The sequence below is a fragment of the Bacillus sp. ISL-78 genome, from assembly GCF_018613455.1.
Lineage (GTDB): Bacteria > Bacillota > Bacilli > Bacillales > DSM-1321 > Peribacillus > Peribacillus frigoritolerans.
The window spans coordinates 463,473-489,735 of sequence record NZ_JAGGQC010000003.1; the positions used below are offsets into that span (position 1 = coordinate 463,473).

Consider the following 26,263-nt stretch of genomic DNA (forward strand, 5'->3'; position numbering starts at 1 on the left):
ATTAGCTAGTTACTCTATGCCCTAATAATTCATTTGCAGTAGAAATAATACGGTGTGCTCTTAATTCAAATAAATCAAGTAATTCATCCATTTTTCCAGAAACCCCAAAACGGTCATTTGTACCGATTCTTCTTAATATAGCTGGTTGGCTTTCCGATAATACTTCAGCAACAGCACTACCTAATCCACCTATAATTGAATGCTCTTCAACTGTGATGACATGTTTTGTTTTCGCAGCCGATGCAATAATGGCTTCTTTATCAATAGGTTTAATTGTATGGATGTGTAAAAGTTCGGCGCTTACACCTTGCTTTTCCAATTCACCTGCTGCTTTTAGTGATTCATCAAGCATTATCCCAGTACTGATGATTGTAATATCAGATCCTTCACGGTATTTAATTGCTTTACCTATTTTGAATGGTTCTTCTTTTTTGGTAACGATCGGTACTGGTAATTTGCCAACACGGAGGTAAATTGGTCCTTCATGGTAATAAGCAGCTTCTACTGCTTTTTCCATTTCAACCGCATCAGCTGGAACAATTACAGTCATACGTGGGAGTGATCGCATTAAAGAAATATCTTCAAGCGGTAAATGTGTTGCACCCTCTTGAGCAGCTGATGTACCAGCGTTATGACCGACAATCTTCACATTGTTATTTGAATAACATACTGAAATTCTCATTTGATCAAATGCGCGCCCAGTAAGGAAGTTTGCATAAGCATTGGCAAATGGTACTTTACCCGCCACTGCCATGCCGGCCGCGGTACCCACTAAATCACATTCGGAAATACCGATATTGAAAAAACGTTCTGGAAATCTATTTTTATATAGATTTGTCATATTCGATTTTGCGCAGTCCGCGTCAAGTACCACTAAATTGTCATGTTTTTCTCCAAGTCTAATTAGTGCATCAGCAAAACCTTTACGTGGTGCTTCTTGATTTGCCATCTTAAGCCAACTCCTTTAAAGCGATTTCTAATTGCTCATCATTCGGAGCCATTCCATGCCAATCATGTGTATCTTCCATAAATGAAACTCCCTTGCCTTTAACCGTATGAGCAAGAATTGCAGTAGGTTTGCCTTTAGTCCGTTTAGCTTCTTTATACGCTTCATTAACTGCATGAATATCATGACCATCAATTTCAACAACGTGCCAACCGAAAGCTCTAAATTTATCACCAAGATTTTTTAAACCTTTTACATTTTCAACAAAATCATCAAGTTGAATTTTGTTCCAGTCGATAATCGCACAAACGTTATCAAGATTGTAATGTGCAGTTGTCATTGCCGCTTCCCAAACTTGGCCTTCTTGTAATTCTCCATCACCTATCATGCAATATGATCTTCTATTGCTGCCATCAAGCTTTGCAATTAATCCAACACCATTAGCTACCGATAATCCTTGACCAAGTGATCCTGAAGATATGTCTACACCTGGAATATGCTCTCCACATGGATGTCCATGTAACCTGCCGTCAACATCCCTGAATGTCATTAACTCTTCAACCGGGAAGAAACCTTTTTCAGCTAATACTGAATAAAATACAGGTGTACAATGCCCCTTGGATAAGAAGAAACAATCTCGGTCTTGCCAATCTGGGTTGTCAGGATCAACATTCATGTGTTCAAAAAATAGGACGGACATTAATTCAGTTGCCGATAAAGAACCACCGGGATGACCACTTCCAGCATGGTTCGTCATTTTAACTATGTGCCGGCGAATCGTTTTCGTTAGATTATTATAAAATTCGCCTTTCTCTTTAGAAAAATCCACTATTTACTCCCCCTTTTAGTCGCATAATAAGCAACGTCGTTTCACTAAATGGTTAAAAAAATAAAATTAAGTAAATTGTTGCTTATTAACTAACCTTGTTTCTTATTTTGATATTATCACCGTTTTTTGAATATTTCAAGTATTTTACCATTAAATTTTTTATAAAAATTTTCGGAGGACAAAACACCAAAGTCCCTACTCGAAGATAAACTTGATTCAATAAATTTCCACAAAAAAAGAATTGGCATTATACCAATTCTTTTTCACATTATTTAATTATCCGTGTAACCAAGCCTTTTGGAAATCTTTTTACCAATATCCATTATAATTGGTTTAATTTCAGTTAATCTTTCTTCAGTCATTCGGATGCTTGGTCCTGATATACTAACAGCAGCTGTAATTTTCTTACGATTATCAAAAATTGGCGCTGCAATACAGGTGATTCCTTGTTCATTTTCTTCAATTTCCCTGCCAATACCTTCGTTCCTTATTTTTCCCAATTCTTTAAAAAAGAGTTCTTTATCGGTAATCGTTTGTTCAGTATGTTTTGGTAAACCATGCTTGTCAATTATATCTACGATTTCATTTAATGGCAGATGGGCCAAGATTACCTTCCCAACTGCCGTACAATGCATTGGGGCCCGTCTCCCTACTTGTGAATGTGTTCTAAGGGTTTCACTTCCCTCAAGTTTTTCAATATAGATTACCTCTCCTTGATCATATACGGTCAAGTGGATCACTTCATTAATATGTGATTCTAACTCTTCCAGAAATGGTTTAGCTTGAGTTCTCAAGTCAATAGATTCAAGCAGCATCGAACTTAATTCTAAATATTTATAGCCCAATCTATATTTTTTAGTTTCAGGATTTTGTTCGATGAATCCATGATCTACAAGAGTACTTAATAATCTGAATATAGAGCTTTTATTTAAATCTAGGTTGGAGGCCAGCTCAGTAACCCCAATCCCATCTTTACGCTTGCTCACTAATGAAATAATTGTTAACGCCCTATCTACTGACTTAACCATTTATATTAACCTCCGATTAAATCCTATAATACTGATCCTGTTTCTTTATCTTACCACAAGAGCAATCCACAGACATAATACCAGTCAAAAAATAAACCAAAAAAGAAGGTATGACGCCATTAAGGGCAACTTAAGTGCCCTTTTGGGTCAACCTTCTTTACATAACTTTATGCTTTTACGAGACTACTTTTTGCCGAAATGAACTTCCCAATCGGATGACTTACAATCCCTTTCTCAAAATCAAATACTAGTTGTCCTCTTACAAACGTTTTCGTCACTCGACAGTTAATCCTTCTTCCAATATAAGGGCTTTGTTGATGACGGTAATACAAATCTTCTGGCTGAATGGTGTATGATTTATTTGGATCAAGAAGAATGATATCAGCGTCATAGGAAACTTTAATGCTTCCTTTATTTCTTAAGTTAAATATTTCTGCAGGTTTTGTCGCAATCATCTTTGAAAAATCACTTACAGAAACCCCACGTTTCTTAACAGCCTCGTCAAACATTAAATCAACATTATTTTGGCAGCCACTAATCCCTCCCCACACATCAAACATATTATTGGTGTTGCTCTGCTTCATTTCCGGAGGACATGGGGAATGGTCTGATGCCAGGATATCAATTTTCCCTTCCTTAAGAGCTTCCCATAATTTATCTTGTTCTGTTTTAGTACGAAGCGGTGGGGCGCATTTCGCAACAGGTCCTATCCTTTCAAAGGTTTCCATATCCAACGTGAAATAGTGAGGACACGATTCTATCGTAACCTCTTGGCCTAGTTTACGTGCTTTAAGGATTTCTTCAACAGCCTCTTCACTGCTAATATGAACAAAATGTAATTTGCATCCAGTCTCTTTACCCAATAACAAAGCACGTTTTACAGCATCAACCTCAGTAAAAATGGGGCGGGACTCTACATAATCTCTTGCTGTTGTCTTCCCTTGTTTTTTCTTTTCAATTGCCAGTTTATCAGTAAGCTCTGCATTCTCAGCATGTATAGATAGAATATGCCCCAATTCGGATAGTTTTTTCATACCTTGATATAGAGTAAAATCATCAACATTTTTAAAATCTCCAACTTCCTCACTGCCACATGTTGCCATAAAACATTTAAAGGCCACAACACCTTCGTTAGAAAGGTCCTCTAAATCTTGGAGATTATCCGGAACTAATCCACCATACAAAGCATAGTCAACATACGCCTTATTTTCAGCAGATCTTAATTTTAAATGCAGTGAACTCTTTGTAGTCGTTGCCGGCAAAGCGTTTAATGGCATATCTACAAATGATGTTGTCCCTCCTGCAGCCAGTGCTTGAGTTCCTGTTACAAACCCTTCCCACTCCGTTCTGCCTGGCTCGCAAATATGGACATGGGCATCTATCATCCCAGGCATGACATATTGATGAGCAGCATCTATGATTTCAGCAGATTCTCCGGCAATTTCTTTTGAAATTTCTGCAATCTTGCCATTAAGTATACCGATATCTAGTTGTTCCACTGTATTTTCAATTACTACATTTCCGTTCTTTATAACTAAATCAAATTTCATTCTCCCAACCCCTTTTTTTGCAATTTTCAGTATATTTTTATTATACAATTGCCTTGTTTATTTCATCCTCAGATTGCATCCATCCATTATAAATGGACAGAGAGAATAGCCCCCGGAAACATAGAAATACAGGTCTACTTTTCAAAAATAGTACCCTTTTTGAATTTTGAATCTTTAAATGCAAATTTCATCAAAAGCAAATATGCACTACCTCCCACTACAACTCCGATAATCCATGCCAGCTCCACTTTCAAACAGGCTCCACCGGCGCCGATTAGCAATGCAAGCACCGCTGCTGGATTATACCCGGCAAATGGACCGTCTTCCTTATACAAATCTGCAACATTCACCTTTTGCTTTCTTAATATATAATATTCGACTAATAATATAGAAACAATCGGTCCTAAAAATGCGGAATATATAAGAATGAAGATTCCAAGACCCTTTGCCGAAGAATCCTGCACAAGAACCCAAGGGAATGAACAAAATGCAAGCAGTCCGGTTATGGTAACTGCAGGTTTATATTTCATTTTTGTAAGCAATGTAATAACATAGGTTGGCGGAATAATATTGGCAACCATGTTTACTGCCACCGCACCCAAAACAATAAATGCGGATACAAAGAGGGTAATATAAGAGTTATCCACCACGACCGCAAACGCCTTCACAGGATTGTTGATGCCGGTTGCGGAAGCAAGCATTCCACCGATTGTAAGTGTCAAGCCGTATGCCATTAAAATAGGAAGAAAGTACAAAAACCCGCGTTTTTTGTCGCTAATACCGGATTTTAGCTCTCTTGAATAGTCCGCTGCACTTAAAAAGATAGCCGCATAATTCCCCATGAACATCATGATCAATGCAAAGAAAGGTAAGCCCCATGATCCTTCTGCATGAACCCATTTCTCTGCAATAACATCGCTATAGGAGGTTAGTAGAACGCCAAATACATAGAGAAGCGCAAGTACAATAACAATAGAAGCTAGCGTTTCCACCCATTTAATGGCATGGAATCCATACAGTGAAAGCCCAATTTGCACAAACTGCAGCACGACAAAGCAAATGGCAACATTATCAAAGGCGCCGCCCGTCATAATCTTCGCAATTTCATTTAAGGCAGTACCGCCAATCCAACTTTGAAAACCGTACCAAACAATGGCGGGAATACCGCGCATCAGTGATGATATAACGGAACCCTTCAGCCCAAAGGACATTCTAAGCTGTACAACATATGGGATTCCCGTTCTGTATCCGAGCCTATCATTTAAAGCAAAAACAGTTGAAATGATACCAATTGCCATGATAGCTGCGGCAAATGTCTGAAAGATATTTAACGTAGCGATTCCCGCTACAATCATACTGGCTCCAAGCGTCATATTACCTAAATTAACACCGTCACCCACCCACATGAAAATATAGTCTACCGGACTTACCGTCCTACCTTCCTCGGTTTTCGGATTAAGTGATTCATCCACACCCGTATCATGTTGGATCTGCGTTTCTTGTGAAACGTAACTTTCTAAATTTGTAGACATGATACATCCAACCCCTTTTTTATTGTTTGCCGCATTTTAATGCATTGGTTAACAAGTCAGGTCTTAGATGTTTGCCAAGGCTATGATATGATATGATACACTTCCTTCTAAGTGGTCTTTTCCGTTCATCATTCACAGGAATTAAAATGCGAATTTGTTTTGTTAAAAGTACTATTTCCCATAGATCATCAGATACCTTGTCGCGCATTAAGCAACGTCGTTTCATTGGAGTTGCAAAAAAAACACATGACAACACTTTAAATTTGAAAATGCCTTCAAAGGACTGTATCACCTCCTTAAAAACCCTAGTGGTAAGCGCTTTCAATGACTGTATACCAAATTACAATTAAAGAAATATATCTAACAAGGAAGAAGAGATCTGTAATTCCTCATTAAAATGAAGATTCGACTCAATTTCACTAAGATGAATGAGAGATAAGCGTTCTGCAAGATTACCATCCCTTTGCTTAATGGCATTTAAAATTTGCAAATGATCGTGAGAACCACATGTTTCCATTTTACCTCTTCCATATATTGCTATAATCACATAAGTTAGGGAAATTAAGTCTTCATTGATAAAAATACGCATTCCCTGCGATTTCAGCTATTTTCAAATGAAAATCCCCTGATATTTTTAAAGATTCATGAAAATCCAGACTACCATGAATATGTCGTTCTTCTTCTACCAGAGCCTCTAGTTCTTTTAATTGTTCCTTGTTATAGAGTCTGCATGCTCTTCGCACTGCTTCCCCTTCTAAGATTCTCCTCATCTCAAATACTTCTTTTGCTTCTTCAATTGTTGAACAGGAGACAAAGGTACCTTTATGCTCTTTAATTTTCACTAATTTTTCATATTCCAATCTGCGCAGAACATTTCGAACAGGGGTACGGCTTACGCCAAACGATTCAGCAAGATCCTTTTCTATGAGTTGCATATTTGGCCGAAGCTTTTGCTGGATAATAGCTTGCTTGATTTTTTTATAGATATCTATTTCTAAACTATTCAACACTTTATACCTCCCCTCAATGAAGAATTCAAAATTGAATGCAGTATTGTATACAATACCGGGTAAAAAAATTTGAACTGGATGATTAGACTAAATTTTATATGACTGATCATTTAAATTAAGTTGTTTAAAATGCTTCGTTCTGTCTGTTCTCAAAGAACATTGCCAAATCTCAAAAGATCTAGCCACCCTTTTTGTACCTCAATAAGCAACATCGTTTCAATCATAGAGTGAAATATAACAATTTACTCTATATTTTACATTTTTATACTATCACCGCTAATTTAGTTTTTCAGTAAAAAAATATAAAATTCAGAATATTATTTTTTCCTTATTTAACATAAAGTAAATACTATTGTAGCGGGATGCACTTTTTCAACTTAAGCCTATTCCTTTAAGGTAATAACAACTTTTGCACCTTACCACCCCATTTTTACTAACCATATAGGAGAAGAGGCTGACCTTTTGTAAGGCAGCCTAGTATCATTCTACTTCTTAGGATTAATGAAAAACAATATGCGTTCTCTAAATCATGAGTATATTGTTTACTTATATCACTTTTTAACTTTTATATATGACTTAATGGCTTTTATAGCTGCTTCATAGTTCGGATGTTCCGTAATTTCCGGAACGTATTCAACATACCGTACGACATCATTTTCATCTACAACGAATACTGCACGGCATTCCAAACGATGTTCCTTTATATATGTGCCATAAGCTGTCCCAAATGACATCTTAAAATGATCTGAAAGGGTTTGGACTTGTTCTATTCCTGCTGCTCCACACCATCTTTTTTGTGCAAATGGAAGATCTACACTAATTGTTAACACTTCTACTTCACTTCCTAGATTGCTAGCTAATTGGTTAAATTGCCGTGTTTGTGCGTCACATACTCCTGTATCAAGAGAGGGAACACATGAGATAAGGCGGACTTTCCCTTTTGAATCTTCAAGTGTAACTTTTGAGAGATCGTTTGCTAACACTTCAAAATTTGGAGCTTTATCCCCAACACGAATTTCACTCCCAATCAATGTAACTGGATTGCCAGCAAATGTAACTATACTTGATCTTTCTATAGACATATTATTTTTCCTCCTATTATCTTAGCAATTCTTCTAAAAAAGGTTATCTTCAACGATAAGTAGTCTAGCCATAAATTATGTGGTTAAAGGGTTTATCCCTGTGTCTAAAATATGGGGTACTGTTCAAAGGTAGTATCATATTACTTCTTAAACATAGTAAGAAGCACTATCACTACTTATTAAAAAGTTTTCAATTTTTTCTTTTACTACGTTCTGAACTGCGTTTTGGACTAAAGTCAATGTTTCAGTCGGTAGTTCCGACCACTCTTTTTCTGTAACATGATTTTCTCGATTAAGCGTTTTTATCATCATATGTTCTAAATCTGTTGCAATATTCACTTTACTAATTCCACCATTAGGAATTTGAATTGCCTTCTTTATCATCTCTGAAGGAGTGCCTGAACCACCATGTAACACTAAAGGTACAGATGTTAATGCACGAATTTCCATTAAACGTTCAATATCAATTTTTGGATCTTTAACGAGATAAACCCCATGTGAAGTTCCGACAGAAACCGCCAATGCATCAATACAGGTCTCTTCAACAAACTGTTTTGCTTCTTCAGGCTCTGTAAATAGCTCTTCATCAACGTCGGTTTCAATAAAGTCGGTTGTCCCTATCTTGCCTAATTCAGCTTCTACAGTTACGCCTTTTGAATGCGCATACTCAACAACCTTTTTTGTTATCTCAATATTTTTCTTAAATGGTTGCTCTGATGCATCAATCATAACGGATGTAAAACCAACTTCGATGGCTTCTGCAATTACATTGAAATCCTTCGTATGATCTAAATGTAACACAGCAGGGATCGTAATATTCTCCTCTTTGATCACACGATAAAACTCTCGGCTAAATTCCGCTAAATTAATTCCATATCGTTCCTGCTCCCTCTCAGAAGTTTGAACAATAACCGCAGATTTCTTTTCTTGGGCCGCTCTAAGTATAGGAGCCACCATCTTTGTAGCTCTAGGTGTAAACGAACCGACAGCAAATTGATTTTGCGTAGCTACTGCAAGTACTTTTGTTAATGAACTAACATTGTTTGGTTTTAAATTTACTTTCATTCATTCAAACTCCCTTTAAGATGATTTAACTTATTTCGTTCATTCACGCCCTTTCTGTTACCTAATAAGCAACTGTGTTCCCTTTTGATTTTAAAATCTTTTCTGAAAATTGCAACACATATTCCCTTCTTTCCTACTCACTAGATGAAAAGAGCCTCCGCAATTTTTTTACGAGGATTCGCCACTGACAGCCGCTTATCAACAAGGGTTTTGTAAATATAATGCTATTACCCTGTAAGAAAACATTCTCAACAAAGATAAAGAATCCATTTACTTACTGATAAATTGGCAATTCAGATCAGGCTTCCACAACTGTTTCTGAATTTATTGAATTTTCTTTTTCGGTATTATTGCCAATCGTAAGGGCAATAATTGCTGCAACAATTATGGCTACAATCATTAATATGAAAGTTGAATTGTAAGAACCACCGCTGCTTTCAATCATATAACCCATAAGTAACGGGGAGATAAAACCTGCAATTGATCCGAAACAGTTAACAGTGGATGAACCTGCAGCCATTATTTTTGCAGGAAGCGTGTCGACAACCAGACCCCAGAATGCTCCTTGAGCTAGGAACATGAAGAAGGCTGCAACACATTGATACGTAATGACCACTGCAGTGGAAGAAGCTTGAAGCATTAAAAATAATGCCAACCCGCTAATTACAGCATTAGGGATGAACACCCATTTCCTCTTTCCTTTTACTTTATCTGACAAGTACCCACCAAGAACGATGGAAACTGTACCTACTAAATACGGTAAGGCACTGAAAATGCCAGTATCCATTAAAGAAAGCCCTCTAACATTTATCAGATAAGATGGAAGCCAAGAAGTGAAGCCCCAGAAAGTAATATCAAAGAAGAACCAAATGAACGCCATCTGCCATAAAATCGGTTTTTTAAATAGTTCCTTAAAGGAAACTCCTGATTTTTTTTCTTCATTCGATTTTTCAGTATCAATGTCTTCATCCAATTCTGCAAGCTCTTCCTTCGTCATTTTAGGATGATCTTTCGGATTGTCTTTGAATTTAAACCAGATATACAGACCGAGTATAATGCCCGGAATACCCATTACGATAAAAACCGTACGCCATCCGAATGCCCCAATAATTGCTGCTGCAGCAATAGCAGCAATAGCCGGTCCCAACGTATTAACGGTTGATTGAATTCCAGTAGCTGTTCCTCGTTGCTTACTAGGAAAATAATTAACTATTCCTTTATAAGCAGCACCTGGTAAACATGCCTCACCTAGACCGAAAACGAATCGGATAAGTAACATAAGTGGATAAGAAAAAATAAAACCAGTCAATGATGTGAAAATTGACCACCAAACAATCGCAATGCTCATCACGCGACGAAAGCCAAATTTATCTGATAACATCCCGCCCGGTATTTGGAACAGTGCATACCCTGCAAAGAAAATACTTAACAGTAACCCTTGAGCTGTTGCCGTTAAATTAAGATCTTCACCAATATAAGGCAATGCAATAGTGATAACCATTCGATCCAGGAAGGAAAACAGCCAACATAACCATAATACGAATAAGACAGTATAACGAACTTTCCATTTAGATTTCTTTTTCATCTGCAGTTGTTTGTTCATTAAACAAAAACCTCCTCATGTAAAGTTGTGCCTTTTCTAATCTAGTTACGATGTTATGGTCTAAAACACGGGACATTACCAACTGACAACGTTTATACAAGCGCTTACATTTCTTTCATACCAAAAAATAAATCATTGGCCTATTTACATCGCCTTGGTGTTATTAGCTAATTTTCTTTAATATTATTTCCCGTCAAACTTTCTATAGGTTGATTTCAAAGAAGCGCTTTCAAATCATTTTTCTCCCCCCCTTATAAATAGATTTGAAGAATATTAAAACTGAAGATGTTTAATCGACACTCTCGGTTTCTTAATAAGCAACATTGTTTCTTCCTATAACCAAAAAATCTTTTATAAAAAGAATGATTAGTTATGTCGAACAATCATTGTGCTGATTTTGGTTATAAGGTAATAGGCAAGAAAGCGTCGTCAAGGCTTTATTTCCTGGATAGATTCTTTAGTCCCTTCACCATCGGTTTTGTTGCTTATTAAGAAACATAGTTTCACCATTAAAGCAATATCATCTTATTTATAATATTCTTACCTGAAATGAATTCTAACATGTGCACGAACCCATTTCAAGAAAATTCTGAATTTTTTTCCACCCCCTCTTTTACTAATAATGTAATAGTGATTGATATTTTATTGTTTTGGTTTTATAAGAGCAGATGCAGTTTATAAAACACCAGCAATTACAAGCTGCATTTAACAAAGAAACCATAATGGCTTTACCTTATACATGTCCTCGAACAAAAGAAGGGTTCGTTCGCACACATGACCATGAATACGAGAAAAATTTGATTGTTACCTTTGCCTTCTGGCGAGCTTATAAAGTGCTCAACAAAGAGGGCCATCGCGAGTATAAATCGCCAAAACACATCTGTGCAACATGCCGAGATATCCTATTAATTAAAAATAAGCACTTAAAACACATGACAAAACCCCACCTGTTTCCATAGCAACTGGTGGGGTTTCTAACTGGCTTCTACATCTACATCAACCGGGAGGTCCATCTTTGCAAACACGTCCTTTCGTTTAAACGGCTAATTTGCTGTATTCGTCCAACTGATCTTTAGTTAAATTTTTGATGAAATGGTCAATGTTTATCGACTCGATTTCATACCTTTCACAAATCTTTAAATAACTTTCATAAGCTTTATCATAAATGTTCATCATCTAGATTCCTCCTTCTGTTATATAACAATAAATTTAACTTATTAATAATATATAACAACCTTAATTTCCCGTCAATGTATTTTTCTGAAAATTCGGTAACAATTTCATTCCCTTAGTATTTCCCATATTGTTCTTAGCTAACCGTCTTATAATGAAAAAGCCGCCTTAGCGACAGCTGAATGCCTGTTACATTAACGACCAATGAATAACGGAAAAAACCAACTCTCCATATAGGAAAATTGGTTTTTATCATTTCAACGATAGATTATCCAAGCAATGCAGTCAGTCATTATTTGTAGCTGCTGCAAGCACACCAGTGTATTTAGTTCTACCACTAATAAGCTCCGCCTAAAATTCAGCTTGTCCAAGGGAGACTCCACAGGCACCGTGCCTAGAAGGCTCCTGGACCGCCGCGGAAAGCGAGTGCCTAGAAGTGGAAAATATTGATTTAGGCAAACTCGATCATTATCAGGTTTGTATACAGTCTGAGCAGGTACTGCCTGCTATTCCTTACATATTAACTAAAAAGAGCTTTGTTTGTTCCCTTTTTTGAAGGGGATGGGGTCGGGAGTATTTCTTTCTGTAATATAGGCCCGTATGTATCGACACGACGGTCTCTAAAGAATTGCAGAATTTTTCTAGTCTCTTCTATCTCTTTTAAATCAATTTCTTGGACAATAATTCCTTCTTCCTCATCAAGTGAAGCTAAAATATTCCCGAATGTATCGCTAATGAATGAACCTCCGTAAAAATTCATGTCCTTTTCCTGGCCCACTCGATTTGTCGCAGCAACAAATACACCATTAGAAATGCCATGCGCGGAAATTGCCTTTTCCCAGGATGATCTTGTCGAAATCTCGGGATGGTCTGGCTCTGAACCAATAGCGGAAGGATAGAATAATATTTCTGCACCTTGTAAGCTCAAAATTCGGGCAACTTCTGGATACCACTCATCCCAGCAAATCCCAACTCCTATTTTTCCATAAGCTGTTTCATAGACAGGATATCCAGTATTGCCTGGAACGAAATAATATTTTTCATGATACTGGGGACCATCCGGAATATGATTTTTTCTGGTAATCCCTAAACATTCCCCATCAGCATCAAATACAACTGCACTATTAAAATAAATACCAGCACCTGCTCTTTCGTAAAAAGGGACAATCAAGACAATGGCCAATTCCTTTGCTAATTCACCCATTTCGGCCAATGTACCGCTATTTACATTTTCAGCTAAATCATAATTTTTCACACTAACCGTTTGCGGAAAATATTGTGAAGAAAATAATTCCTGTAAGCAGACGATTTGTGCACCTTTCTTTACTGTTTCTTTTATTTTCTCTATCGTTTTTTGGATATTTTGCTCAATGAATTCTCCGCAATGAATTTGAATAAGACCAACTTTTACTTTTGACATTTTCTCACTTCCTACCTTTTAATGTTTTTTTATCTTATACCTTTTGGACGACCTGGTTTTCATATACAATCTTTCCATCCATAATCGTCATCTTCACTTCTGTTTCAAGAATTTCCTCTGTTGATATGCTAAATAAATTTTTATTTAATACTGCGATATCCGCTATCTTCCCTGCTTCCAATGTGCCTAATTCCTTTTCTCGGAAAGACCCGAATGCCGGTGTAGCCGTGTAATATTTTAAGGCTTGTGCTAATGTTATTCCTTCCGACTCTTGCCACGCCTTCCCGGTTAAATCTTTTCTGGTGATTGCCTGATATATGCCCATCATGGGATTTAGGGGCACTACAGGAAAATCTGTACCAAAGGCAATTTTTGCACCAGTATCCACGAGTGTTTTGATAGGATAATAGAGTGGTTGTTGTTTTTCACTGATTCTGGCCGTATATGCCTCACTTTCCATTAATTCAATATGTTTAGGTTGAAATGAGGCGATTACATTTAATTCCTTAAAGCGATGAACATCGTCTGGATGCAATACCTCCACATGTTCAATGACATGTCTGGCATCTCTTTCCCCATTTACGTTTCTCGCTTCTTCAAATGCATCCAGTGCTAAGCGGACAGCACCGTTACCAATAGCATGGAAACGAATTTGAAATTTTTCCTTATCTGCCTTTTTTACTAATTGTTTAATTGTTTCAGCTGGATAAGTGGTCCCGCCTTTTGTTTCAGGACGGTCTTTGTAATGATCCAATAAAAAAGCAGTATGACTAGTCACGACACCATCTATAAATTGTTTTAATCCAGAAAAGGTAAGCTTGTCTGACTGATAATTTTTTTGTAATTCCTTGGCGGAAGCTACATCCATTTTTAACTCCGGCGAAAAGTGAATTCTGGTTGTAAGTAACCCTTCTCTCTCAAATTCCTTGAAAATTTCAAGGTCGTCTAATGGATTCGGAGCAATTTTAGCTCCGTATAAATCATTTACGGATGTGATTCCCAACCTTTTTGTTTCATTAAGAAAATCTTGGAATAGGTTTATACGTTTTTCTTTCGGTAATTTGTATGCATGTTCTGATGCATACCCAATTGCCTGTTCAAATAGAAGGCCTGTCAGTTCCCCATTTTCGTCTTTTCCAATTTCCCCATATTCCGGATTTGGGGTATCCTTCGTTAATTGGATTATTTCCATCGCTTTACTATTGATCCATGCGTAATGCACTTCTGCATTGAATAATAAAACGGGACGATCACAAATATATTTATCCAGTGTTGTTCTATGTGGCAGCACTTTATTCTTCCAATTGGTATGGTCCCATCCAACACCGAAAATCCACTCATCATTTGGTCTCGTTTCTGCAAATTCGGCTACTATTTTGGCTGCATCTTCTTCTGAAGCTGCATCAAATAATTTGGCACTATCCTTCTGTAAAATGCTTCCCATCATAATGTGCATATGAAAATCATGAAATCCCGGAATGATCAGCCCCTCTTCGAAGTCATACACCTTTGTTTGATCTCCAAGGAATGACATTATATCTTCTTTAGAACCGATTTTAATCATTTTATTATCTTTAATAGCGATAGCTGCCTGTATAGGCTCATCTTGTAATCCAGTAAAAACATGTTGACCAGAAAGAATGATGTCTGCATTTACCATTATTATCCTCCTTGATGCATAAAGCTTTTATGCTTGAATTTCTTTTTCAATCGCACTATCAATGGAAAGCTCTGGCGGCTGCTTACTAAACATTTTCGTATTTGAAAACAGCATGATGACACCAATTCCGAACCATCCTAGTCCGAGTAAGAGTGCCTTTGAATCAAGACTGGTCCATAACCAAATTGTGAAGCTCGTTCCAACCATTGGAAGTATAAGGTATTTCAGTGCATTAATTCCTTTTCGCTGTTTTTCTCTAATAAAATAATGGGAGATAACCGAAAGATTGACAAAAGTAAATGCAACAAGCGCCCCAAAGTTAATAAAGGATGATGCTGTCACTAAATCAACAAATAAAGCAGATAAAGCAAAAATACCCACTAAGATGATGTTGTATGTTGGAGTTTGAAATTTCGGATGAATATGACCAAATATTTTCTTTGGAAGAACTCCATCTCTTCCCATCGCATACAAAATCCGTGAAACACTTGCATGAGCTGATAAACCGGAAGCCAGCCCCCCGGTAATGTATCCTGCTAGAAAAATAGATTGAAATAAATGCCCCCCGATGTACATGGCAATTTCCAAGGAAGCGGAATCTGGATCTTTAAAGGCTTGGAAATTCGGGTAAACAAGGTGACTGATGTATGAGATGGTGACAAACAGACCTCCTCCTATTAATGCGACGAGGAAAATGGCCTTTGGTATCATTTTTTTCGGATTAATGGTCTCCTCCGAAAATGTGGTAACAGCGTCAAATCCTAAAAAAGATAAACATAAAATGGAGGATCCTGCCAATACTAAAGATAGTGGTATGTCTCCGTTCACGAATGGAGAACTCACGAGTAATGTTCCTGAACCCAATCCGTTCAGTAGCCCTTTAATCGAAAGGAATGTAAATATAACGATTATTAGAAATTGAAAGGCAACTAATAAAAGATTTATTTTTATTGCTATTTTCACTCCAATTATATTTACAGCGGTGATTAAAATGACGAAGGCAATTAACCAAACGGAAAAGGGAACGGATGGAAAATACGCGTTTAAGTAGATGGCGATCAATAATCCATTGATCATTGGCAAAAATAAATAGTCCAATAGGATGACCCATCCCACTAAGAATCCAAGGTGAGGATTAAGGGCCTTTTGAGTAAATGTATAAGCAGAGCCGGCAACAGGGTAGGCCTTGACCATTTGACCATAGCTATAGGCTGTAAACAGCATACCAGCCAAAGCTATGATATAGGCAGCCGGCACCATCCCTTTCGTTATTTCCGCAACAACCCCATAAGTAGAAAAAACTGTTGTAGGTGCCATATAAGCCAATCCAAATAGCACTAAAGGAAATACTGTTAACGAACGTTTTAATTTTGCATTCTCCATGTATCACTCCACCCTTATTCGTGATTAATTAACTTATATGCAAATACCATACCAAGCGGGGATTGATGGTACTTTCCTAATAATTTCAATATACAGATTATTCAATATATTAGTGGGTTTATGCAATTCTACATCAATTATTTAAAATTGCATAATCAGTCGTCAGGGACATGTTATGGCAACTCATTATTCAAGACTTTTTCTAATTGAACTAGCCGGCCTCGGCCTCACTATTCGGATATGTAAGAAATATCTATTCATTAAGTCATATATTAAGGGAAAATTAGCTGGCAGGGCTGGCGAAAACCCAGCCGCTAATAAAGTTACCATCGCTAAAACAACTCCAATAATCAAATATATCTTTAAATGCCATAATGCCTGCAATAGATGCAGTAGCTAAGCAGACAATGAAACATAATCTTTTCATATTTTTTACACCCTATTTTAGTGGGTAATATCCTCAATCCTTAATAGGAATAATCATTGCGGAAGTATGGTACGTTTTAGCCCGAGACTATCCTGAAATTCACAAATTAGTGAATATACATGAAAAAGAATATATACTTGAAGACAGAGAAATTGTTGATACTGCCAAAGTTAGAGCACCATGGAATACTTTTCTGAAAAAGTTATAGATTTTGGGCGTTAGGAATGCAATATTTTGTTGTTTTATATATCATTACTTTCTTTTTAGTTTTGTTACCTACCTATCTACTGGAAGATAGACGATTCTCATTAAGTTAAATGGGATTTGCTGCGCCTACCTTGGTTAGCAATACTGAAATAATCCCTGAGTTTTTGCAGCTTATGGTTGTTAATAAAACCGGTTACTTCATTACTGAATAATATTGAGGAGTGAATAAAGTGAATTATTTGGTATTTCAAATGGATTTAGAAGTTGGGAATCCAGAAGAGAATAGGAAAATCATTGAACGCTGGTTAGAAGCTAACTACAGTGATGATTTGGACGTTGTAGTACTTCCTGAAATGTGGTCGACGGGTTATGCGTTGGAAGAATTGAAAGAAATCTGCAAAGTGGATGGTAATAAATCAATTGAATTTTTACAATCACTAGCTAAGAAGTTTACTGTAAACTTGGTGGGTGGTTCGATTGCTGTACTCGAAGGTCAAGATATTTTTAATCGTGCAGTTATTGTAAATCGAATGGGTGAAATTGTTCATACATATGACAAGATGCACCTTGTTCCGATGTTAGATGAACCCAAGTTTTTAACAGGCGGTCATAATCAAGTGGAAGTATTTGAACTTGAAGGTGTGAAAATGGGGATTATTATTTGTTACGATTTACGATTCCCTGAAATTATTCGGGACTTAGCATTACAAGGTATTCAAGTGTTACATATCGTAGCGGAATGGCCGCTCGCAAGGGAGAAACATTGGAATACGTTACTTCGCGCACGCGCAATTGAGAACCAAATGTATGTTGTTGCATCCAATGTAACGGGGACAAAGTTAGGAGTGGAATTCGCAGGTTGCTCACAAATTGTAGATCCATGGGGAGACATTGTTCAAAAATTAGATCAAGAAGTTGGTGAATTAAAGGCAACTTTAGATTTAGAAAAAGTACCTCAAATAAGAAAAGATGTTCCCATATTCGATTCCAGAGTACCAGAAAAGTATAGAAAGTTATAAAGTAGAAGCTACTCCAGATATACAATCTGGAGTAGCTTTTTAGGTTTAATTCTTATAGTATTTCAAAGCATAAGTTTTACATGGAAAATTCATATAAGGATATAATTAGATACCTTCTTATACAACTATACTCCCCGTTAGCCATCCATGAAGCGCAAAAATCAGCGCTTCATGGATGGCGAAGAAGGTCGTTGAACTATGGTGCCTTTGAGCCCATCCGTTAGTCTAACTCCGACGACCACGGTGTACCACCGACTGTCGCGCCTTTATGGGTAGCACTCATGGGAGATTAATCCTTTTTTGGTCGTCGCGCTAGCCTCTACTTAATATGCTGTGATTGGAGGTTTTTGTTTAACGATTGACCAAACTCAATCAGATTACTCATATGGCTCAGCCTTTTTTTAAAAGGCGTTTTTACTGGGTCTATTTTGTTGTGGTTTTTTCTGGATTTTGAGCTTTTTTAATTTTCATGGGAGTTCATTAAGAAAAAAGGCAACCAAATATCAGCCCGGAATACTGCAGTAATAATATACGTGCAAAATAGCACTTAAAATAAGTGCAAATTATCACCCTAAAGTAACACAATTCCGTTAAGTTATGATATCAATTTTAGTTAAAATAAAAACACCCCATTTCTGGGGTGTACATCTCTTGGTCATATGTTCTTTAGTTCTTTAACGAGTTTCTTCTATTTTACTCATCCTCCTATTTTAAGGTAACTACCAAAACGGTCGTTTTACCGGCTACAGATTGTCCACTATAGTGGTACTCTAAATGTGTCACAATGTCTCCATTGGTAATAATCATCGGTGTAATAGTACTTGATGCTTTTTCCTTTACTAGTTCAAGGCTATAGGTGACCAATATGTCTCCTGCTTTAACCTGGTCACCTTCTGCCACACAAACGGAAAACCCTTCTCCTTTCATGTTAACCGTGTCCAATCCAATATGAATCAATATTTCCAGCCCTTCTGCCGTTTCCAATGCAATGGCATGCTTCGTCGGGAAGACATTGATGACTTTTGCATCAGCCGGCGCCACTACCTTCCCTTCAGTAGGAAAGAAAGCAATACCATCTCCCATCATTTTCTGTGAAAAAACTGGATCCGGTACATCTTCAAGCTTTAAAATTTCTCCTTCAATTGGCGATACTAATTTTATTTCCGAAATTTTTGTCTTTTTTCCAAATAAGTTTTTTAACAAGGTAATACCTCCAATTATTTTTAATATTCTGGCTGAACAGCAAATTTCTTAAGCAATCACTTTTTTGATTTATTCTTTTAGCTAGTCTGATTTCGGTCTAAAAATTGCCTAGATGTTATTTCCTACCTCCAAAACGCCTGCATCTCCAAGGCCTTTTAATAGGTCCTTATCAACTTAGCAAGCCAATCGGTCGGTACTTTTCCGTTTAGGGCAGGCGCCATTATTGATCGATTTGCTGCAGTTGATAAATCGCTTCTTTGGCCGGAATGGAAGAGATTGCTCCTTTTCCAGTCGTAGTAAGAGCGCCACTAGCGTTTGCAAAGCTTAGGATTTCTTGGTGATGAAGTTCAAGAACTTCTTCCAGATTTCCTTGCCGAACGTCTTTTTCTAACAACTGATACAGCAAGCCTCCGATAAATGCATCCCCAGCCCCTGTTGTATCCTGTACGCCTACGCGATACCCGGTTGATTCGTATTTTTTACCTCTTACATATAATTCGGCACCTTGAGCTCCTTTTGTATAAATTACTGCTTTAACAGCACCAGTAAATAACGAAGAAATTGCTTTTTCTTTGTCAGTAATCCCGGTAATAAACTCAAGCTCTTCATCAGAAATTTTCACAATATGAACCATTGGAACAAACTCTAAAATCGTTTTTCGGCATTCTTCAGGATCAGTCCAAAGCGGAAGGCGGACATTTGGGTCAAAGCTGATGATTCCGCCTTTTGCTTTTACGGAAGTAATGGCTTTCACATGAGCATGCTTCATAGGACTTTCCACTAAATCGACTGAACAGAAGTTGAGGAGGTCTCCGTTTGCAAACCAGCTATCGTTAATTTCAGTCTCATGAAGCAGCAAATCTGCAGAAGGATTGCGGTAGAAAGAGAAATCACGTTCACCATTTTCAAGCAAAGATACAAAAGCAAGGCCTGTGTTGGCTTCATTCGTTCTCGTAATTTTATCTATTTTCACGCCGGCTTGCTGCAATTGTTCTAAAAGAAAGTCCCCAAATGAATCCATTCCGAGCTTAGTAATTATCGATGCATTGCCGCCATTTCTGGCAACTGATACAGCAACATTCGCTGGAGCGCCTCCTGGAGCACGCTCGAATTCCATTACATCTTTTAGTGCGATTCCTTTTTGAAGGGGGATAAAATCAATTAATACTTCACCGATTGCATATAAATTTTTCATACCTTACCTCTCGCTTTCATACATAACTCCATTTTTTTGCTTGAAAAGTGGTGCTTCCAGATAATGCAAAGAAACGAATTTCATTTCTGTTTTCACGAGGAAAGATCCGGCTCGTGAATACTTCTTCACCGTCATTGATGAAAATCTCAACAGAAGAGGTATCTACAAATAAATGAAACTTAATTTTTTTGGTATTCACAAAGCATTTTCGGATTGTTCCATAAGCTTCTCCAACGGTCTCACCTGAAGAAGAACGGTCAAGAATGACTTTTTTCTCTACAGTATCATATTTAATGACCGTTTTTTCATTATCACCGGCCCTGAATTCAATACCAAATTCAACGGCATCGTTGTTTTCAAATTCACATACCATTTCATAGGATACTCCTTTGAATTCTTCATATATGTTCTTGGTGTTCTTCAAAACACCTTTTACTTCAGTTTCCTGCCTGCGTAGCGCTTGAAGTTCCTGCACTGGCCGCTGAATCAGCTTGCCGTTTCGAACAGATAATTCTCTTGGCAGTGTTAAACAATGCGCCCAGCCATTTTTGTCTGTGGGTAGGTCGATTTCAGGCAATCCCATCCATCCGACAAGGATACGCCTTCCGTCAGGATTAACCATTGTTTGCGGCGCATAAAAATCAAAGCCTCTGTCAAGCTCCTGAAAAGAGCCATGTGATAGTGAGTGGGTTATTGTATCTAGCTTGCTGCCAATAACATAACCGGATTGATAAATATTGTGGTAAAGGTCTCCCTTGGGCTCCAAACCTTGTGGAGAAAACATCAGTACACCATAGTTTTGCAGTTCAAAATAATCCGGACATTCCCACATATATCCAAAAGTTCCAAGGTCAGTTTGTAACTCTCCTTCAAAGGTCCAGTTTACTAGATTGGAGGAACGATAAAGGACGACACATCCTGTTTTGTCTTTCCGCTGTGCACCGATTACTGCATAAAAGGTATCATTTTCTCTCCAAACTTTCGGGTCGCGGAAATGATTAGTATATCCTTCTGGTACGTCCCGAATGAATGGATGGGTCAATTTTTCAATTTGTCCCGTTTTCTCCATGATGGCGATACATTGATAGGGATGTCTTTGCCAATTCTCATCACGGGTGTTGCCGGTATAAAATAAATATAGTTTTCCTTCATATTCAATAGCACTTCCCGAATAGGCTCCATGGCTGTCATAATAATCATCCGGTGCGATCCCGATGCCGGCATTTTCCCAAGAAACAAGATCTTTTGATTTCGTATGATACCAATACTTCAACCCATGTACAGGACCAAGTGGAAACCATTGGTAGAATAAATGGTACTCTCCATGATAAAAAGAGAAGCCATTAGGGTCATTAAGTAGGCCGGATAAAGGCTGTATATGAAAGGTTTGTCGCCATGTGCATTCATTTACTCTTGTTTGCAAATTTTGTAGCTCTACCTGATTAACATCTTCAACGCGTCGATAACGCTGTTCTTTTGTCCATCCCATGTGATCAGACTCCTTTAAAAAATCAGAGGGCTGTTCCTTGTTTCGGACAGCCCTTTTCATATTAATAAATTAGGCTGCTTTTCGAGAAAGTGCAGCAACTTTTTTATCTGTCCGTTTTGCTAAACTGAATGTTGCGATAAAGGCAACAGCAAATGAAATGGCCATACCAATTATATAAAAGATAATTGTATCTGTTTTGATTGAAATAATCCCTGGTAAACCTGCAGCGCCAAGTGCAATCGCCTTTACTTTGAAGAAGGTGACGAAAGCAGAAGCCACTCCTGAACCTATAATTGCTCCAATAAATGGATACTTCAGTTTTAAGTTAACACCGAACATTGCAGGTTCTGAAATCCCTAAAAGAGCCGAAATACCCGCTGCAGATGCCGTACCTTTTGTTTTTTTATCTTTCGTAATGAAAGTAACTGCAAGGGTTGCTGCACCTTGAGCAATATTGGACATTGCTGCAATTGCGAAAATAAAAGAGCCCCCAGTTTTTGAAATATCAGAAAGTAATTGTGTTTCTACAGCAATAAAGCTATGATGCATACCTGTGATAACGATTGGTGCGTAAAGAAGTCCAAATATAGCTCCTCCGATAAAACCAGTTCCATCATATAAGAAAATGAGACCGTCTGTTAATAAGTTCCCTGTAGCACGAGTAATCGGTCCTACTACTGTGAACGTTAAGATACCAGTAATAAAAATTGTCAATAATGGTGTTAGAATATTGTCTAGTGCGGAAGGAATTACTTTTCGCAAATACGTTTCTATTTTTGCTAAAATAAAGGAAGCAACAAGTACCGGCAACACAGTGCCTTGATATCCGATTTTTTCAATTTGAAATCCGAGAATATTCCAGACCTGAATCTCACCGCTTACTAAGGCTCCTCCGTATCCCCAACCATTCAATAAGTCAGGGTGAACCATTAGCATTCCAAGTGTAGCACCCAGATAAGGATTTCCGCCAAACCGCTGTGTGGCAGAGAAACCGATTAAGATGGGAAGGAATACAAATGCTGCGTTGGCAAATGTATTAATCAGAGCTGCTAAATCTGCGAATCCCGGGTTAGCTTCGACAATGGATTGCCCTGCGATAAATAAGTCAGGTGCTGTGAGCAAGTTGTTAATCCCCATCAATAGACCGCCGGCAACAATTGCAGGAATAATAGGAACAAAAATATCAGAAAGCATTTTTACAAAGCGCTGAAGCGGATTCATTTTCTTCGAACCAGCATCTTTTACATCTTTCGTCGACATTTCAGTAAGTCCAGTTAGCTTTGAAAACTCTTTGTATACTTCATTAACAGTTCCCGCACCGATAATAATCTGGTATTGTCCTCCAGTTGAATATGTTCCCTTTACTGCATCCATCTCATCTAGTTTTGCTTGATCGACTTTATCTTCATCATGTAAAGCTAAGCGGAGCCGAGTCGCACAGTGTGCTGCAGCTGCCACATTTTCTTTCCCGCCGATTGCCTCCAATATTTCCTGGGATACTTCTTTATAATTCATAATGATCCTCCTTTTAAACGTTTATAAACGCTGGCTTGGAACCGGTTCCGTTTGAATCCAAAAAAATATATGAATATATCAAGCAGTGGAACCGGTTCCAACGTAAACCAAAAAAATATAATATCAACAAGTTGATTCACAGAAACCGGTTACATTTTAGAGAGAAATATTTGGTAACCGATTTCATTTTGATTATAATCGGTGTAGTAAACGATTGTCAACGCTTTCTCTTTCAATAATTTTATATTTTGATAGAGATAATTTTGGTAATTCTTCCCCGTTAACAAGCTTTACGATACTTTTAGCTGCCATTTGTCCTGCTTCTTTGTAGTAAAATTTCGCTGTAGTTATGCCTGGGTGTATCATCTCTGTTACTTCATAACCTCCAAATCCAGTGATCGACAAGTCTTCTGGAACTTTTAAACCTCTTAAATAAGCTGCTTTCAAAGCACCAATCGCTATATTATCAGTTGCACATACGATAATAGAGGGAGTGAATTCCTCAATAATAGAGGGGACATTGATTAATGCATCTGTTATGCTGAAGCTTGTTTCATAATACCTTACTTCACAGTCTGATTTTTCATCTATCGCCCGCTGAAATCCTTTTTTTCGCATGACTCCTACAGCAATATCTTTTCCTGTTACGCCCAAATAAGCAATCTTACGGTGACCTTTTTCCAGCACATGTTTTCCGAGATCATATGCTGCTTCATAATCATTGTGTATGATGCTGTGAATAGTTTCATGCTGCTGACCAACCAGTAAAACGGGCAAGTGCAGCTCTTTGAAGGCCTCTAAATGGGCGTCTGTAACTTGGGATGGAAGCAAAATCATTCCCGCAACCTTTTGCTTAGCCAGTGTGTAAATATTTTCAATTTCCCGATCTAAATCCTGACCGGTATTTGAGATCAGCATTTGATAATTTAGTTCTCTTAATTGTTCATCAATGCCAATTAACGTATGAGAAGAAGCATACGAATCAAGTCTCGGTACGATGGTACCGATTATATTAGTTTTCTTTGCTTTTAAACTTTGAGCGAAGGCATTAGGAGCATAGCTGGTTTCATTTATCACACGTTCGATTTTATTTTTCGTTGCCTCACTAACAGAACCATTATTTAGATAACGTGAAACTGTACTCTTAGCAACTCCGGCAAGCTTCGCGATATCAGTAATTGTAACCAAAGCATTCATCTCCGTCTTTATATGGATTTATTTATTATACACCAATATGTTCAGTAAATTAAGCGGTGAATATAGTTGAATTTAAACAGGAAATTTTACAACGTTATCATTGCAAATTTAAATGTAAACACATTCACCTCCAAGCAGGATGTGTAAAATATGGAAATTAGTAAAGAGGGTACATTTATATAATGATAAATAGAACTAACCATTATGAGAGAAAAAACCCTTTCTTTTCTATTTAGCTCTCTTCCTAAATGGGTATAGCACTCCATCAACCCAATTGAATCATTTCGTATACTTCCTGATTCGTTTTAACATTACCAAGGAATACACCCATAAGTTCATTATAATATTATTCTTTATCACTAAATAACGCTTGAAACTCCTTATCATCTGCGAAATCATTAAAAAACAAGTCCATTGAACTGTCTTTTCTTACCCAAGCAATTGCTTCTATTTATGGAGTGAACTCATATTTCCATTTATCTACATGAAGGTGATTACCAGTATAGTTTTCATCATTAAAATAATCATGATTATTCATTGACTTACCCCCGAAAACTCACTATTAGCAGAATTATACCATAGGACTTATTGTTCTAATTTGCTCCGATAGTTTTAATAAAATCAAGTAGGAGGAGGAGCCTAGCTATTTGTGCCTTTATCTGCTCCGCCCTTTTGAAGTTCCCCGTGTATTCACCACTTCTTCCTTCAAATAAGTTCCGTTAGGGATTGCTTGCTTCTTCGCAGATAACGAACGCCTAGTATTCATCCTCTTTAATCTGTTCGGTCCTTCCTTATCTTCTCGAGTAGACAAGTCCTATGACCTCTGCTGACTTCTGATGATTCAGCTGTCCATCACTGGACAGGTTACCAAGTGTACTTGGCTGTCATCAGACCTCCCCGGGTAAGAGAGGAATCTTTCCCTCCATCTATCTGCTTCATTTACTCTGTACAACCTTCGGCAGTAAGGACTTTGTTTTGTTTCGCAAACTCTTCCAATGATACCTAGCCTTATATGAAGTTCGTGTTCCTCAGACCGGAGGTTTGCCGCTTGCTTCCTTCAGATTCCACGTCACCGAGGACACCCTTGCATTAAGCTAACCACTACTACTGCCTTCATGGTTCGGGACTTTCACCCTATAGATTGCACCCATGCCGGGCGCACGAAAAAGCTGCCTTAAAGACAGCTCTTTGTTCAGCCATATGTCTCGTGCCATACATTTTTAAATGCTAATTATCAATAAAGTTTATGTTATTGTCTAGACACCATTTAATCGCAATTTGTTTATATCGTTCGTCACGATAAGAATACCATTGGTCCTCCATTTCAAAGTCAATAATTTTGTCCTTAAACCTTCTAAAGGCACCCTTCCCCTTAATTGAACTTAATAATTTATCTTGCTTTCTTTCATCACTAACAGTAAAGCAAAAGTCTTCTATAATCTCATATTCATTTACTTCATATTTTGTTGGGAGTTCCTTGTAATTCTCAAAGTTTTCAAATACATCACGAGCAACTTTTCTATCTTCTTGTTCCCACTCAGGTAAATGCCCAAATTCTTCTTCATCTTCAGCTGCTCTCAAGTCATCCAAAGTTACTGAAATGATTTCACCAGTTTTTACATTTAAAAATGTCCGAGACTCATCAAACTGCATTTCCAATTCTTCAATAATGGCCTGAATCTTTACTGGATTTCTCAATTATTGATCACCCTTCAATTTTTTATTAATGC

At 37.5% G+C, this 26,263-nt stretch carries 21 protein-coding genes; 1 reads left to right on the top strand and 20 read right to left on the bottom strand.

Features of this window, described 5'->3' with window-relative positions; genetic code table 11:
* Position 1 precedes the first annotated feature (1 nt).
* The 14 genes from J7I96_RS04720 to J7I96_RS04785 all read right to left on the bottom strand — a co-directional run bounded on the left by J7I96_RS04720 (position 2) and on the right by J7I96_RS04785 (position 16,708).
* The gene (locus J7I96_RS04720) at positions 2–949 is read right to left on the bottom strand and encodes a transketolase family protein (protein ID WP_214769829.1); all 948 of its coding nucleotides are present in this window, start codon (positions 947–949) and stop codon (positions 2–4) included.
* Position 950: 1 nt separating this feature from the next.
* Positions 951–1,775: a transketolase gene (locus J7I96_RS04725; RefSeq protein WP_311315248.1), complete on the bottom strand. Its 825-nt coding sequence runs from the start codon at positions 1,773–1,775 to the stop codon at positions 951–953.
* A 272-nt stretch (positions 1,776–2,047) separates the two neighbouring features.
* Positions 2,048–2,803, bottom strand: a complete 756-nt coding sequence (locus J7I96_RS04730; RefSeq protein WP_214769831.1) for an IclR family transcriptional regulator — start codon at positions 2,801–2,803, stop codon at positions 2,048–2,050.
* A gap of 167 nt (positions 2,804–2,970) precedes the next feature.
* A complete protein-coding gene (gene allB, locus J7I96_RS04735) occupies positions 2,971–4,353 on the bottom strand; it encodes an allantoinase AllB (RefSeq protein WP_214925492.1) in 1,383 nt (460 codons plus the stop codon).
* 134 nt (positions 4,354–4,487) lie between these two features.
* Complete coding sequence (locus J7I96_RS04740; RefSeq protein WP_214769836.1) at positions 4,488–5,885, bottom strand: NCS1 family transporter; 1,398 nt, start codon at positions 5,883–5,885, stop codon at positions 4,488–4,490.
* A gap of 569 nt (positions 5,886–6,454) precedes the next feature.
* On the bottom strand, positions 6,455–6,892 hold the full coding sequence (locus J7I96_RS04745; protein WP_251025125.1) for a GntR family transcriptional regulator: 438 nt from the start codon (positions 6,890–6,892) through the stop codon (positions 6,455–6,457).
* Positions 6,893–7,446: 554 nt separating this feature from the next.
* The gene (gene tpx, locus J7I96_RS04750; RefSeq protein ID WP_214769839.1) at positions 7,447–7,977 is read right to left on the bottom strand and encodes a thiol peroxidase; all 531 of its coding nucleotides are present in this window, start codon (positions 7,975–7,977) and stop codon (positions 7,447–7,449) included.
* A 147-nt stretch (positions 7,978–8,124) separates the two neighbouring features.
* Positions 8,125–9,042: a class II fructose-bisphosphate aldolase gene (locus tag J7I96_RS04755; RefSeq protein ID WP_214769843.1), complete on the bottom strand. Its 918-nt coding sequence runs from the start codon at positions 9,040–9,042 to the stop codon at positions 8,125–8,127.
* 298 nt (positions 9,043–9,340) lie between these two features.
* Positions 9,341–10,645, bottom strand: coding sequence for an MFS transporter (locus J7I96_RS04760; protein WP_214925490.1), 1,305 nt, complete (start codon positions 10,643–10,645; stop codon positions 9,341–9,343).
* Between the two features lie 1,035 nt (positions 10,646–11,680).
* On the bottom strand, positions 11,681–11,821 hold the full coding sequence (locus J7I96_RS04765; protein WP_153246179.1) for a hypothetical protein: 141 nt from the start codon (positions 11,819–11,821) through the stop codon (positions 11,681–11,683).
* Positions 11,822–12,338: 517 nt separating this feature from the next.
* On the bottom strand, positions 12,339–13,238 hold the full coding sequence (locus J7I96_RS04770) for a carbon-nitrogen hydrolase (RefSeq protein ID WP_214769849.1): 900 nt from the start codon (positions 13,236–13,238) through the stop codon (positions 12,339–12,341).
* A 34-nt stretch (positions 13,239–13,272) separates the two neighbouring features.
* A complete protein-coding gene (locus tag J7I96_RS04775) occupies positions 13,273–14,898 on the bottom strand; it encodes an amidohydrolase (protein WP_214769852.1) in 1,626 nt (541 codons plus the stop codon).
* Between the two features lie 27 nt (positions 14,899–14,925).
* Positions 14,926–16,281 (bottom strand): APC family permease, encoded by a 1,356-nt coding sequence (locus tag J7I96_RS04780; RefSeq protein ID WP_214769855.1) that lies wholly within the window; start codon positions 16,279–16,281, stop codon positions 14,926–14,928.
* A 283-nt stretch (positions 16,282–16,564) separates the two neighbouring features.
* On the bottom strand, positions 16,565–16,708 hold the full coding sequence (locus J7I96_RS04785; protein WP_214769859.1) for a hypothetical protein: 144 nt from the start codon (positions 16,706–16,708) through the stop codon (positions 16,565–16,567).
* 437 nt (positions 16,709–17,145) lie between these two features.
* Between J7I96_RS04785 and J7I96_RS04790 the strand changes: the two genes are divergently transcribed.
* Entirely contained in the window at positions 17,146–17,934 is a 789-nt protein-coding gene (locus J7I96_RS04790; protein ID WP_214769864.1) for a carbon-nitrogen family hydrolase, read from the top strand.
* Positions 17,935–18,639: 705 nt separating this feature from the next.
* On the opposite strand, the gene J7I96_RS04795 is transcribed toward J7I96_RS04790, so the two are convergent.
* From J7I96_RS04795 to J7I96_RS04820, 6 genes are all read right to left on the bottom strand, one after another.
* Positions 18,640–19,137: a PTS sugar transporter subunit IIA gene (locus J7I96_RS04795; protein WP_214769865.1), complete on the bottom strand. Its 498-nt coding sequence runs from the start codon at positions 19,135–19,137 to the stop codon at positions 18,640–18,642.
* 220 nt (positions 19,138–19,357) lie between these two features.
* Positions 19,358–20,332 (bottom strand): carbohydrate kinase family protein, encoded by a 975-nt coding sequence (locus J7I96_RS04800; protein ID WP_214769868.1) that lies wholly within the window; start codon positions 20,330–20,332, stop codon positions 19,358–19,360.
* A 16-nt stretch (positions 20,333–20,348) separates the two neighbouring features.
* The gene (locus J7I96_RS04805) at positions 20,349–21,821 is read right to left on the bottom strand and encodes a sucrose-6-phosphate hydrolase (protein WP_214769871.1); all 1,473 of its coding nucleotides are present in this window, start codon (positions 21,819–21,821) and stop codon (positions 20,349–20,351) included.
* Between the two features lie 69 nt (positions 21,822–21,890).
* On the bottom strand, positions 21,891–23,336 hold the full coding sequence (locus tag J7I96_RS04810) for a sucrose-specific PTS transporter subunit IIBC (RefSeq protein ID WP_214769874.1): 1,446 nt from the start codon (positions 23,334–23,336) through the stop codon (positions 21,891–21,893).
* Between the two features lie 192 nt (positions 23,337–23,528).
* Positions 23,529–24,524 carry a LacI family DNA-binding transcriptional regulator gene (locus J7I96_RS04815; RefSeq protein WP_237752163.1) on the bottom strand — a complete coding sequence of 332 codons (996 nt, stop codon included), beginning with the start codon at positions 24,522–24,524 and terminating at the stop codon, positions 23,529–23,531.
* Positions 24,525–25,760: 1,236 nt separating this feature from the next.
* Positions 25,761–26,231, bottom strand: coding sequence for a UPF0158 family protein (locus J7I96_RS04820; RefSeq protein ID WP_214769876.1), 471 nt, complete (start codon positions 26,229–26,231; stop codon positions 25,761–25,763).
* Positions 26,232–26,263: the final 32 nt, after the last annotated feature.